Raw genomic sequence first — 12,879 nt, forward strand, 5'->3', positions numbered from 1 at the left:
GCCGATCTCCTGTTGTTGGCTCAGCGTGAGCGGCACGGTCCGGGCGACGTAGCGCAGCCGGCGCCGGTTGTCGAGGCGGCCGAGCAGCAGCGTGCGCGGGTCGTCGACGGCACCGATGATCCCGCCGATGATTGCCTCGGTGGTGACGCGCCGCTTGAGCTTCCACCATCCGGCCGGCCCGGCCGGTACAGGCTGTCAAGGTCTTTCACGACCAGCCCTTCGACGCCGGTCACCGCGAGCTCGTCGAACCAGACCCGCGCCTGATCCACGTCGGGTGTCTGCGGGCACACTGCCAACGCGGCCGGCGCGCCCGCGAGCAGGTCCTCGAGGCGGGCCCGGCGCTGGCGCAACGGCCGGCCCGTGAGGTCGAGCCCGGCATCGGCGAGCACGTCGAACAACACCAGACTCGCCGGCCGAGCCGCCGCCTCCCGCGACAGACGACGCCCGGCGGTAACACGGCCCAACAGAGCCGGGAACACGGTGCGGCCGGACTCGGTGTCCCACACCACCAGCTCACCGTCGACCACGGTGCCCGGCGGCAGCGCCTCGCGCACCGCCGCGACCACATCTGCTGGTGACATCGGGTATTGGAAGTGTCGGAATGCCGGGCTGATTGGCTAAAAGTACGTCGGTTCGCGCGGGGTGTAGGTGGCCTCGAGCGCGGCCGCTTCTTCGTCGCTGAGCGTCCTGATCGCGCCATTCATCGGAGGGCCACTTGGTAGTCATCGACCAACGGACTCCGAGAAGCGACTCTCTCTGCCGGTTGACGCCGCGGAGATCGGCTTCCGTGAAGTCATGCCTGGCGATGTCGAGGTTTCGGGTGAGGTTGCGGATTCGGGCGATGTCGCTAGCGACGTCGCGGTCGCGGTGAAGGGAGAAGGCGATGTCTCGCTCAAGTTTCCGGTCGACGTCGAGGTCGGGGTCGAGGTCGCGGATGAGGTGACGGGCAAGGTCGCGGGCGTAGTCGTGGGCCGATCCGGTCCCGCGTCGAGGTCCTGCTGGCCGACTTCCTCACGAAGCGCTGAGGTTGCCCAGCGACTCGACGAGGTTGTCCCAGGTCTCCCGGTCGTCCTCGGTGTCCCCGTGCGGTGCCGCGAACCACGCCAGCCCTTCCGCGATCTCGCTGAGGTCCCACCGCAGCCGATAGAGCTCGAGCGCATCGGCCCGCAACACCACCCCAGTGGCGGCCGTGTAGGCCTCCTGCATCCCGTCCAGCTGCCAGACGTCCCGCTCGGGCGGCGCGACCATGGCCGTCTCCCAGTCGATGAGCAGCCACCGCCCACCGGCCCGCATCGTATTGCCCGGGTGCAGCTCCCCGTGCGTGAGCACCATCTCCGGCGGCGACGAGCGGACACCGTCGACCAGCGAGCCGTACCGGGCCGTGGCCGCGGAAACCGGGCTCAGGTCAAGCTTGGCCACCCGGGGCCCGTAAGGCCCGGCTTCCGGACGCACCGGACCACCGGCCGGAATCGCATAGTCATCCGCACAGGCCAGGTCCCGGACGGAGGCCGGCGCCGCGTGAACGGCCACCAGGAGGTCGAGCATCGCCGCGCGATGGGAATCCGAGTAGTCGTCCCACCCGAAGCTCTCACCCTCGACATGCGGGTAGAGCGTCACCGCATAGAACTCCCCGACGCGCACGACAGGCGCCCCGACCGGCGCCACGACAAAGTCGCATCCGGAGTCCCGCAGGGCAGTAGCCGCGGTGAGCGAGGCCAGCAACTGGTCGAAGCCACCCTTGCGCAGATCGACCACCGAGACGAACCACCGCCTGCCGCCGGCGTCGACGACCGCCCAGTGATGCGCCCCGAAGCCGACCGCCCGATAGTCCAGCGTCGCGGCGGTCAGCGACCAGCCGGCGGCGAGAGCGTCGCGCACCACCGGCTCGGGCAGGTCATCGGGCGGAGTCAGCACAGGCTCACGATAGGACCCCCGGCAACTGGATTTCAGCCGGCGCGGCGCTGGAGGAACTCGTAGACGTCCTGGGCGTCGACGCCCGGGAAGGTGCCCGGTGGCAGCGCGGCGAGCAGGTGGCTGTGGACCCGGGCGCCGGCACTCGACCGGGGTAGTTCCGGCTTGCCGACAGGCGCTACGGCGTCGGAGAACCGTTCATACGGTGGGCTGCGCCGGCCGCATACGGGTGCCAGTCCCCGGCAGCCGCTCTCTGCCATGCCACGGCGCTGCTGATGTCGATGCCGAGACAGCGGGCGAGGACGGCGGCGGGCAGCTCGACAGCGAGTTGGATGAGCGCGGCGGTGCGGGCGGCGCGAGCGGTCAGGCCGGCCGCCGCGAGCCGCTTACGCAGCATGGCGGCGCTGATGGGATGGCTCCACGGCCGGCCGGGAAACAGCCACGGTGTGCCGGCGCGGTCGTTGTCTTCGCGTTCGGCCGACAGGCTGGTGATCAAGGCCGCCAGAGTGGGTGGGAGGTCGATCGGTGTGGAGCCAAAGGTGATCCTGGCGCCGCTCGAGGTAGTCTGGATCTGGTCGAAGCGCAGGGTGTTGATGCGGGTGGCGGCCTGGGCGTACAGGGTGATCAGCAGGCCGGCGATGCGGACATCGGTGGGCAGGGTGTCGTCGTGCAGCAGGCGGCGTACCTGCTGCCATCGTCGATCGTGGTCAACACCGTCCGCAGGCCCGTCCCATTGTGGGACACCGATTGCGCCGGTGGTCAGCCGTTCGCTGCATGCCCAGCGCAGGAACGCACCGAGTTCGGCTCTGCGGGCAACTCGCCCTTCGGCAAGCCACTGATCGACGTCTGCCTGCTGAAGGTCGGCCAAGACCCGGCGGTGGGAAGTGAGCTCGGCCAGGATCGCGGTCGCCGCGTTCACACGATTCCGCACGGCGGTGGCCTGAGCATCGGTGACAGGGGTGTTCGGGCCGACGCGGGTTCGTAGCCGGCGCAGGTGAAACCAGTGGGCGTAACGGGAGACGATGCGGCGCTGTTGTGCATCGTCGATGGCAGCCAAGGCGCGGCGCAGCCATTGCTGGAGGCGGTCCAGGTGCTCGTCATGGGCCGGGAGCACCCCGGATGCCACGAGGACCCTGCGCAGGTAGCGGACGGGTTTCGTGTCGTCGAGCTGGTCGAGCCCGTCGTGGCTGATCGGGACGGTGCCGTCAGCGAGCTGGCGCAGCAGATCACGAGCGGCCGAACGCCGGGTCAGCCAGGCGCGGATGCTTGCGGGCCGCTCGGCGCCTTCCCACCAGGCAAGCAGCGGGACTAGCTCCGACCTGATGCCGTCGCCGCAGGTCAATAGCGGCTGCACCGAGGCCACCAGGCGGCAGCCGGGACAGTCACCGTTCGACGGCCGCGGCCGTCCACACGTAGGGCATTGGTAGCGGCGCCTCGGCAAAGTGCCAGGCTCCGACGGGGTGCACAACGCACAACGCGGGTCGGTCAAGGTGCCGCTGTGCGGCACCTCCAGCCGACCGCATCCCCCGCACCTGACCCGTTGACCTATGCAGCTTCGGCATCGCTGCTGACCGGTCAGCAGCGACCGCTGGCACGGCGCCGTCTGCCCGCACAACGTGCATACATCTGTGAAAGGAACTCGGCAGGAGACACACACGGGCCCCTCGGGGGTGCGCGTGTTCACCGGTCGGCGGTGGCCGCATCTGATGCAGTCTTCGGTGTTCGCAGGCTCCTTGCTCCGGCACGAGCTGCACACGGGCCGGCCCTGCCGATCGCGTGCGCCCACCTGACGGACGCGACCGCACCGCGCGCACGCCGTCGCCCGGGCCTGGTGGTCGCAGCGGCCGCAGATCCGTATCCCGTCGGCAAACTTCACGAGCGCGACCACGCGGCCACAGCGGGGACAGGCCGGTCGGACCACCCCGGTTACGCCGCCCTCGAGCAGCAGATCGATGAAGCAGAACACCGCCCGCGTCGGCGACTCGGCACCACGACCCGCCAGAAGAGCTGGATTGGCGGTAACGGCGGAGGCCAAGGCCCGACGCTGCGCCAACTGCGGCGCCGCCCCGTGCGCCGCCTGCAACACCACTTCGCGGCTGACCTCTGGGGCGACGGCGTGGACAGCGTCGATGAAGGAGTTCCAGTCGGGTTCGGTGGCGGGGCTGCAGCTCCTGCACTGCCACCGACCGTGTTCGTCACGGACCGCGGGCCTGCGCGACTGCCCGCAGCTCGCGCAGTGCCGGCGTGGCTGGCAGCAGGTGGCGCAGCACCATGCCGACCCGCGGACCGACGGCAAGTCCCGGGTGCACATGCCGCAGATCGGTGAGGCGACGTCGGCCACGCCGGTGCGGCGAAGGGCCAGAAGCAGTTCGCCCACCGCCTGCGGCGCCGGCGGAACTCCGTCGGACAACACCTCCGGCCGACTGGCCAGTGCCTCAGCCATCCTCCGTTGCAGCAAGCGCGTCGTCGCGACCGAGCCCACAACGTCCTGGACCGCCTCAATGGCCGCGTGTGGATCCGCTGCGGCGACGAGCTCCACAATCGTGTCGAAGTCTGATCCAGCCGGCCGCCCTTCGGAGGTGGTCATTACGCGTCGTTGTCGCTGATGCGCGCCCGTTTGGGACGCAGATCGCCGAGGTGGCTTTCCGCGCCTGCTGCCTTCCGGAGCCGTATGGGCTCGGCGACGGCGACCGGTTCGATCAGCTCCTCCATGCGGCAGTCCAGGATGTCGAGCAGCGCCATCAGGATCCGCAGGCTGAGCCGTTCTGGTCGTTCCACGACAAGCCGGTACACCTGGCTCGACGACAAGGTGATGCCTCGGGCCGTGAGCGGCTCGATCAAGTCGGTGGTGGTGAACATGCTGCGGGAGGCCATTACCTGCCGCAGATGCCATCGGTAGTCCAGTCTTCCGGTCATCGGGCCTCCAGCCGATCAGATGGTGCGGGCTCGAACGCCGGCGCGAGAGCGGCCCGCAACGCCGAGTTCATGAAGTCGTCGCTGACGTGGGTGTAGATCGCCGTGGAGCTGTCGCATTCATGGCCGACCTGCACCTGGACGAAGCGGCGGTCGATGCCGTCCTCGGTCAGGTGCGTCACATAGGAGTGGCGCAGGCTGTGCAACGTCAGCGCCGGTGGCAGCCGCAGTGCGTCCCGGTAGGCCACGAATCGTGCGTTGATCTCTACCGGTTGGATCCGGCCGCCGCGTTCGGTCACCCACAGCGCCGGGTGGTCCGACAGACCGAATCGAGGCCGCACGTTCTCGATGTAGTCGTCCACCGCGTCGACAGCCCAGTCCATCACCGACAGCACCGTGCGCCGCCGTGGCGGCTGACCGCGTTCGGCCTTGCCGTAGCGCACACTTAGCGACCCGTATCGGCCGAACGCCGGGGCATGCGGGTTTCGCGCCCAGTCGACCAGGTCGAGTTTCGCCGTCTCCGTACGCCGCAATCCCGGGTAGTTCCTCCAGACCCTTGCTGCCGTCCGGATCTGCCGATGAGAGTGCACCTTCGCTGGCCCTCTACAGCGAGTCGGCTCTGCATTGTCCTTCTGGAACGAGCGAAATTGTCCTTCTGGAACGAGCGAATTCGAGCGGGTTTGGCGGCGGCCGGCCCGGCGCTTGAGACCGAGACATCAGGCGCTCGCGTGTGTGGTCAGCTCTTGGTTGCTACGGCTGCGGGGGCGCGCCAGAAGGCGATGGCGAGGCAAAGGAACCACAGGATCGCGAGGGGTGTCGCGAAGGCACCGTATTGGGCTACCACGGCGGCGAGCATCACGGCGGCGCAGGCGATGCCGAGGTAGGCGATCCAGCGGCCGAGGGCGGCAGTGCGGAGTACCACCACGGAGATCGCCAGGATGAACAGCGCGAGAACTGCCATGCCTGACTGACCCAGGAGGGCGTAGTTCAGGCCGGTGGTGTATCGGAGGGCTTCGACTCCGGGCAGCGGCTCGCCCTGGGTGTCGACGAGGGCACCGACGAGGCCACGCACGGCGCCGGTGACCAGCCACAGGGCGGTCACGGCGCCGGCCATCGAACGGCCGAACGCGAGCCAGGCCGGTGCGCGGCCGGCCGTGTCAAGACGTTGCAGGTGGTTCGCCACGATCGCGATCGTCACGGCGACGACGAGCGCGCACATCCCGGAGACAACGCTGGCCGTCCGGTTGCTGGGTTCCTGCCACCAGGTCAGCAGATCGGCGTCGGACACGTGCCGGGGCACGTTGATCACCGCCACTGTCATGAACAGGGAGAGTGCGAGCAGGGCGGCGGCGACGGTGGCGACAGCAGTCGCGGTGGTTCGGCCACGGACGATGCGGTCGGGGGCCGACGGCTGGGTGACGGTCATGGCGGACTCCTTGATCGGTTCTCGGTTCACGGCATTCAGCCTCGGCCGCTGCGGTGTACGGCGCGACGGGGCGGCCCCTGGTCCTGCAATCAGGGCCAGCCCTGAGGTCAACGGCGCCTTGGGCTGCGAGGATGGCCGTATGCAGCGGTCGCGGCGCGTCCTGGGCCGGGTGGTCGTCTGGCCGCTCGCGCCCGTGCTGGTGATAGGTGCGGCGGTCGCCGACGCCGTCGTCGGCAGCCGGGCGCTGTTTACCGCGTCCGACTTGCCGGTCGTGATCGCGTTGGTCGCGTGCTGGTTGATGGGCGTGGTGGTGACCTGGCATGCGCCGAGGCAGCGGGCGGGCTGGGCATTCGTCGGGCTCGGCACAGCTCTCGCCTGGAGTGCGTTCTGCGACGAGTACGTTCTGCTGGGCCAGGTGGAGGAGGTCCCGGCCGGGAAACTAGTCGCGACACTGGGCGATACCAGTTTCGTCTGGTGGTTCGTCTTCCTCGCGCTGGTGTTGCAGTACACGCCACCCGGACCGCGTCGGGGTGCGGTCCGCGCGCTGCCCACTGTCACCGTCGTCGCCGGTGGCCTGTTCCAGGCGATGGCGCTGCTGCGCTCGACCCCACTGGCCGCGCCGTATCAACGCCTGTCGAGCCCGCTAGCCGTGGCTGCGCTCGATCGGCCGGCGAGGATCCTCGCCGCTGTGGCTGTCTACGCGCTTGCCGGATGCCTCGTCGTGTCGCTCGTCCCGCTGGTCCTGGCATGGCGCCGACCCGAGGAGGAGTCGCGACGACAGCTGTTGTGGCTTGTGGTCGGCGCCCTTCCGCTCGCACCTGCCGTGGTCGCCGCCTTCGTTCTCTCGGGGACCGGACGCGACGTGTACGCCGGCGCGGTTCTCGCCGCCGCGACAGTCGCACTGGTCGTCGGCGCCGGCCTGTCGGTGCTGCGGTACCGCTTGTACGACGTTGAGCGGGTCGTCACCGAGTCGGCCGCCTACGCCGTCGCCTCGGTCGCTGTACTCATTGCCTACGTCGCCGTTGTCGTGGTGGTCAGCCGCAGCGGCCCGTTCGATTCCGGATCTCCGCCGGTGACCGTCGCGGCGACGTTGGCGGGCGTCGTCGTCGCGCGCGTCTTCTACGGGTGGGGGCGCCGGGCGGTGGGCCGCCAAGTGAACCCGGCGCGGTTCGGTGCCGTGGAAGCGGTACGTGCCGGTCTCGCCGAGTCGCCGGCCGATATCGACGGGCTCCTGACCGAGGTGTTGGGCGGGGGCCGGGTGCTCTATCCCACGGCCGAGGGCACGTGGGTCACGTCCGGCGGCATCGAGGTCGAGCCGGCGACGGATGCCGTGGACGTGCGCCGTCACACCCACCTCGTCGCGCGGCTCGAGTTCGACCCGCGCCAGACGCGGCGCGATCTCGTCGAGGCGGTCGCCCGTGAGGCGACGACGGAGCTGGACAACGTGGCGCTGCGCGCCGAACTCGCTAGGCAGATCGAACTCATCCGCGCGTCCCGGGCCCGGCTGGCCAACGCGCACGAGGAGGAACGCCGGCGGATCGAGCGAGATCTGCACGACGGCGCACAGCAGCGCCTGCTCGCCGTCGCACTGCAGCTGCAATCGGCCCGGCTCAACGGAGATGCTGCCGTACTCGCCGCCGAAGCCGACCGGGCAATCTGGGACCTGCAGGACACGGTGCAGGAGCTGCGCGACCTCGCCGCCGGGCTGCAGCCTGCGGCGCTCGCCGCCGGGGGGCTGGTCGCTGCCGTGGCGGATATGGCGGCCCGGGCCCCGGTCACGGTGTCCTACGACGTGGTGGACGTCCGCGTCGGCGCCGACATCGAGAGCACCGCCTGGTTTGTCATCGCTGAGGCGGTCACCAACGCCGTGAAGCACTCCGGCGCCGGCGATGTGGTGGTGGAGGTGCGCCGTTCCGCGCGGTCGCTCCGCGTGGAGGTCCGGGACGAGGGCAGCGGCGGGGCAGACCCGTCCGGGCGCGGACTCCAAGGCCTGGCCGACCGCGTCAGTGCGGTCGGCGGGTCGCTGCGGGTACGCGAGGTCACGCCGCACGGCACGGCGGTAGAGGTGGTATTCCCGTGCGTGTGGTGATCGCCGATGACTCGGCTCTGCTACGGGAAGGGCTTACGCGACTGATGACCGAAGCGGGCGTCGAGGTGTGCGCGAAGGTAGCGGACGCCACCGAACTCGCCGCGGCGGTGCGCGAACATCGGCCCGACGTGGCCCTGATCGACATCCGGATGCCACCGACCTTCACGCACGAGGGGGCCGCGGCGGCCGTCGAGCTGAGGGAGCACGACCCCGGGCTCGGCGTCTTGCTGCTGTCGCAGGCGGTGGAAACGCACTTCGCGGCGAAGCTGCTGGACCGGCACGCAGAGCGGTTCGGCTACTTGCTGAAGGACCGGGTGATCGACGTGGCCACGCTGCTGCAGGCGCTGCGGACGATCGCCGCCGGCGGCACCGTCCTCGACCCCCAGATCACGCGCAGCCTCGTTCGGGCCCATTCCCGGAAGAACCCGTTGCGTGCGCTGTCCGATCGCGAGCGCGAGGTCCTGGGCCTGATGGCCGAAGGGAGATCCAATGCCGCAATTGCCGCCCGGCTCGTCGTTTCCGGCAAGACCGTCGAGAGCCACATCGCGAACATCTTCAGCAAGTTACAGCTGCACGATGCCCCCGACGACCACCGCCGGGTACTGGCCGTGCTAGCCGCCCTGCGCTCGCCTGCCTAAAGACAGCCCGCTCCAGCAGGCCATCAGCAGCCTCCGACCGTGACATACGCTCTTGCACGATGCAATCATTCGCCGCCGACAATGAGCGCCGCCTGGGCGAAAGGTAGGCGATCGATCTCCAGGACTCCGGCGATCGGGCGTCCTGTGGCAGGTCGCCCAGGACCTGACCGGGGTCAGCTACCTATGACCGGCGGCCCAGGACCCAGCCCAGCAGCCCGAAAAGCGCCAGCCAGAGACCGATGGCGGCCCGGCCGACCACAAACGGCCCGAAGATGGCCGGGGTCAGCGGCACGAAGACGTAGATGCCCAGGGCGAGCGGGAGCCGGCGGGTCCAGCCGGTCCATCGCCGGGCCCGCAGCACCGCCACCCCGAACACGATCAGCGCGATGCCGTTCAGGATCGACACGATGCCGTACAGGGCGTTGACGGTGTTCGCGGCGGGCGACGTGACCAGATCGTCGCGCAGCGAGATGGTGACCAGTTCCTGGATCGAGAGCAGGGTCATCGCCCCAACCGTCGAGACCCCGCCGATCGTGGCCAGCCGCCCGTGACCGGCCGCGCCGCTGCGCCACACCGCCCACAGGCCCCAGACCAGCAGCAGGTGATGGAAGAAAAAGAAGGTCTGCACGACGGTGTGGCCGGTCGCATCCAGCGGATAGCTGTACCGCTCGACCGGCACTGCCGGGGGCACCACGCTGAGCAGGACCGCGGACACCACCCCGAGCACCCCGCCGGCGATCAGGGCGATGCTGCCGCTGCGTACCGGCGCCTGTTGCCGCTGCATGACGTCCATGAACCAGTCCTTCGGGTCGTTGAACTTCGTCGTCCGGCAACGCTAGGGTCGGCACAGCAGCTGCACATCCGTGGAAACACCGAGCCGAGCCGGGGCCGTAGATGAGTACTGACGCGGCCCGCCTGCTGGACCAGGCTCGGGCGGATCTGCGCGCCGGGCACGTTGACCGGGCCTGGCAATCCTGCCGTGCCGCAGCCCGCATCGGCCGCACGACCGGGGACGCGACGGTCGTCGCCGAGGCCGCCACGGTGATCCGCGGCGGCGGGGTCGGCACCTGGACTTGGACCGCCGAGCAGCACGCCCTCTGCCGGGAGGCGCTGAGCATGCTGGGTGACGGTGCCGACCCGCGGATCCGGGCCCGGGTCCAGGCCCAGCTCGCCGCCACCAGCAACCCGTGGACGCGGGAACTCCGGACGGTGTCCCGGCCGGACGCCGACGACCGGTTCCTCGAGCTGCGCGCCCGGCACCGCACGCTGGTCAACGCGGTACATGCCGGCAGTCGGCTGGAGCTGGCCGATCAGGCGCTGATCCTGCCGGGACACCGGCAGTGGGGCCTGCTGTGGCGGCTCGACGCGCTCGCTCAGCTCGGCCGCCGGGTCGAGTTCAACGCCGACCTGATGAGCCTGGCCGCGGCGGTCCGGCAGGCCGACGATCCGGTCTGGGACTGGCGGCTGGCGTCGATCCAGGCGTCGCTGGCGTTGCTGGACGGCAGGTTCACCGACGTGCCCGGCCTGATCGACGAGGCGCAGCGCCGCGGCGAGGCCTGCGGGCTGGAGGAGGCGCCGTTCCTGGCCCTCGTGCTGCGATCCAGCCTCGCTCTGCAGTCCGGGCACGGCGTCACGGAGGTCGCCGACGAGGTGCGCCGGGTAATCGCCGGTCTGCCGTTCCCGGCCCACGGCTGGTACGCGCTGCTGCTGGCGGCGTCCGGGCGTACCGGAGAGGCCCTCGACATCTGGCAGGCGCTCGCGCCGCACGTCGACGACCTGCCCCGGGACTCCCCGGAATGGCTGGTGGCGACCGCCGGCCACGTGACGCTGTGCGTGCTGGCCCGCGACCTGACCGCGGCGGAGGGGCTCTACCGGACCCTGGCACCGCTGGGCCACCTCTTCGTGACCGGCGGGGCGATGACGCCCTCCGAGGGTCCGGTGTCGCTGCACCTCGGCCGGCTGGCCCGGCTGCTCGGCGACGAGCGGGCGGCCCGGACCCACTTCGCGGACGCGGAACGCCGGGCGGTCGCCATGCACGCGCCCGTCTTCACCCGGACCGTCCGGGCCGAGTTGAAGGTCGGCGTCGTGATGCTGACCCCCCGGGAGCGCGAGATCGCCGGGCTGGTCGGCGAAGGCGCGAGCAACCGGGAGGTGGCCGCCGCCCTGTCGCTGTCCGAGCGGACCGTGGAGAGCCACGTCGGCAACATCTTGCGCAAGCTTGACCTGCGCTCGCGGACCGCCCTGGCCACCTGGCTGACCCGGCAGCGCTAGGAAGCGTCTCTCGGATCATGGTTTGGTCCAGAGCAGGATGCCGGCGAGGGTGAGTGCGGCCTGGTAATGACGGCGAGTTTGTCGGTGCGCATGGCCAAGCCGCGCCATTGTTTGAGCCGGTTGAAGCAGCGTTCAGCGACGTTGCGCTGTCGGTAGTGCTGTGTGTCGGAGGCCGGCGGTCGGCCGCCGTGGCGGCCTCGCCGCCGGCGGTGGGCTTGCTGGCCAATGGGCTGCGGGATGGTCGCGCGGATGCCGTGTCGGCGTAGCCAGGAACGGATCGCGCGTGACGAGTACGCCTTGTCGGCCAGTACCCGGTGTGGGCGTTGGCGAGGACGTCCGGGTCCACGTCGCGGCACGGCGATAGCGTTCATGACCGCTTCGAACTGAGGTGCGGCACCGGCTTGGCCGGCGGTGACGAGCAAGCTCATCGGCCGGCAGCGTGACTCCGCGGCCAGGTGGACCTTGGTGCTCAGGCCGCCTCGGGACCGGCCGAGGCTGTGGTCGGCCGGCTCGTGGCGTCGTGGTCTTTTCCCGGCCGGAGCCCGACGGCATGCTGGTGGGCCCGCACCACCGTGGAATCGACCGCGGTGAGCAGCCAGTCCAGCTCACCGGCGGCATCAGCGTCGGCCTGCACCGCGGTTAACAGGTTCTGCCAGGTGCCATCAAGGGTCCATCGCCGGAACCGCGAATAGGCGCCCTTCCACGAGCCGAGCTCGTCGGGCAGGTCCCGCCACGGTGAACCGGTGCGGTATTTCCAGGCGATCGCCTCAATCACTTCCCGGTGATCGGCCCACCGGCCGCCGCGCCGCGGCGACCGGTCCGGCAGATACGGCTCGATCCGAGCCCACATGTCATCAGAGATCCATCGACGAACCGGCACACCCCATCAACGAAGGATCAAAATCCGAGAGACGCTCCCTAGACCCCGTCGCTCAGCATCGCCGGTCGACAGAGCATGGGGGTTGTGACCGTGGGTCGAGTTCAGGAGTCGGCATGGCTCTGACCTCGGTATGAGAATTTGGTGTGTGTCGGGATCGACACAAACCAATACCCCATTAGGGCATGTCGTCGACCTCGAACTGCTCATAGCCTAAACGTTTCACACCTACCCTTGTACTCCCCCGACAGAATCAGAGAGTGCCTGGCCCCGGCTGAGTGTCAGTCGAAGATGCAGCTGTCTAGCCAGAGGCCTCCAAGGGCTTCGCATTCGGACCGGCTGAGAGTGCCGGGGTTCGGCGGTGGTCTGTTTCCGGATGGACCGCGGTCACCACGTTGACCTTTCGGGCCTACGGGTCCCTGTGAACCCCGCGGTCCCGGCTTGCCTTGAGGACCTGCTGGTCCGGCACTACCAATGACCCCTGACCTGCCCTGCTCGCCAGTCTTACCCGTGGGACGGGCGCCTGTTGCAAATGCCAAACCGGCACCGGTAGCAACGCCCCAACCCACCGCGGTGATCAGGAGGAATGCCATCGGTCTCATGCGTTACCAACGCCCTGCTGGGGACCACGCGGGCCGCGGTCACCTTTCGGACCGGCTGGCCCTCGTGGTCCTGCCGGTCCACCCGGTCCCGGCGAGCCGACAGGCCCAGAGGGACCAGTCAGTCCAGGAACGCCCTGCGGTCCCTGAGGGCC

The 12,879-nt window shown here is 69.8% G+C and carries 10 protein-coding genes and 1 pseudogene; 3 read left to right on the forward strand and 8 right to left on the reverse strand.

The window, feature by feature from the left end:
- Nucleotides 1-20 precede the first annotated feature (20 nt).
- From ACZ6S4_RS02125 to ACZ6S4_RS02150, 6 genes are all read right to left on the reverse strand, one after another.
- A complete protein-coding gene (locus ACZ6S4_RS02125) occupies nucleotides 21-581 on the reverse strand; it encodes an ATP-dependent DNA ligase (protein ID WP_465473101.1) in 561 nt (186 codons plus the stop codon).
- A gap of 430 nt (nucleotides 582-1,011) precedes the next feature.
- A complete protein-coding gene (locus tag ACZ6S4_RS02130) occupies nucleotides 1,012-1,914 on the reverse strand; it encodes a phosphotransferase (RefSeq protein WP_465473102.1) in 903 nt (300 codons plus the stop codon).
- Between the two features lie 175 nt (nucleotides 1,915-2,089).
- Entirely contained in the window at nucleotides 2,090-3,274 is a 1,185-nt protein-coding gene (locus ACZ6S4_RS02135; RefSeq protein WP_465473103.1) for a hypothetical protein, read from the reverse strand.
- A 1,223-nt stretch (nucleotides 3,275-4,497) separates the two neighbouring features.
- Nucleotides 4,498-4,827, reverse strand: a complete 330-nt coding sequence (locus ACZ6S4_RS02140) for a helix-turn-helix domain-containing protein (protein ID WP_465473104.1) — start codon at nucleotides 4,825-4,827, stop codon at nucleotides 4,498-4,500.
- Nucleotides 4,824-5,357, reverse strand: a complete 534-nt coding sequence (locus ACZ6S4_RS02145; protein ID WP_465473105.1) for a tyrosine-type recombinase/integrase — start codon at nucleotides 5,355-5,357, stop codon at nucleotides 4,824-4,826. The genes ACZ6S4_RS02140 and ACZ6S4_RS02145 overlap by 4 nt, the downstream gene beginning before the upstream one ends.
- A 203-nt stretch (nucleotides 5,358-5,560) precedes the next feature.
- The gene (locus ACZ6S4_RS02150; protein WP_465473106.1) at nucleotides 5,561-6,250 is read right to left on the reverse strand and encodes a hypothetical protein; all 690 of its coding nucleotides are present in this window, start codon (nucleotides 6,248-6,250) and stop codon (nucleotides 5,561-5,563) included.
- Nucleotides 6,251-6,389: 139 nt separating this feature from the next.
- Here ACZ6S4_RS02150 and ACZ6S4_RS02155 point away from each other — a divergent pair, with 139 nt between their 5' ends.
- The gene (locus ACZ6S4_RS02155; protein WP_465473107.1) at nucleotides 6,390-8,339 is read left to right on the forward strand and encodes a sensor histidine kinase; all 1,950 of its coding nucleotides are present in this window, start codon (nucleotides 6,390-6,392) and stop codon (nucleotides 8,337-8,339) included.
- Nucleotides 8,327-8,977, forward strand: coding sequence for a LuxR C-terminal-related transcriptional regulator (locus tag ACZ6S4_RS02160; RefSeq protein WP_465473108.1), 651 nt, complete (start codon nucleotides 8,327-8,329; stop codon nucleotides 8,975-8,977). The genes ACZ6S4_RS02155 and ACZ6S4_RS02160 overlap by 13 nt, the downstream gene beginning before the upstream one ends.
- A 181-nt stretch (nucleotides 8,978-9,158) precedes the next feature.
- On the opposite strand, the gene ACZ6S4_RS02165 is transcribed toward ACZ6S4_RS02160, so the two are convergent.
- Complete coding sequence (locus tag ACZ6S4_RS02165) at nucleotides 9,159-9,770, reverse strand: hypothetical protein (protein ID WP_465473109.1); 612 nt, start codon at nucleotides 9,768-9,770, stop codon at nucleotides 9,159-9,161.
- 101 nt (nucleotides 9,771-9,871) lie between these two features.
- On the opposite strand from ACZ6S4_RS02165, the gene ACZ6S4_RS02170 reads away from it, so the two are divergent.
- Nucleotides 9,872-11,248, forward strand: coding sequence for a helix-turn-helix transcriptional regulator (locus ACZ6S4_RS02170; protein ID WP_465473110.1), 1,377 nt, complete (start codon nucleotides 9,872-9,874; stop codon nucleotides 11,246-11,248).
- 15 nt (nucleotides 11,249-11,263) lie between these two features.
- Here ACZ6S4_RS02170 and ACZ6S4_RS02175 read toward each other — a convergent pair.
- Nucleotides 11,264-12,098, reverse strand: a pseudogene (locus ACZ6S4_RS02175) (IS5 family transposase).
- Nucleotides 12,099-12,879: the final 781 nt, after the last annotated feature.

This window comes from Actinoplanes sp. NPDC051405 (genome assembly GCF_055586185.1).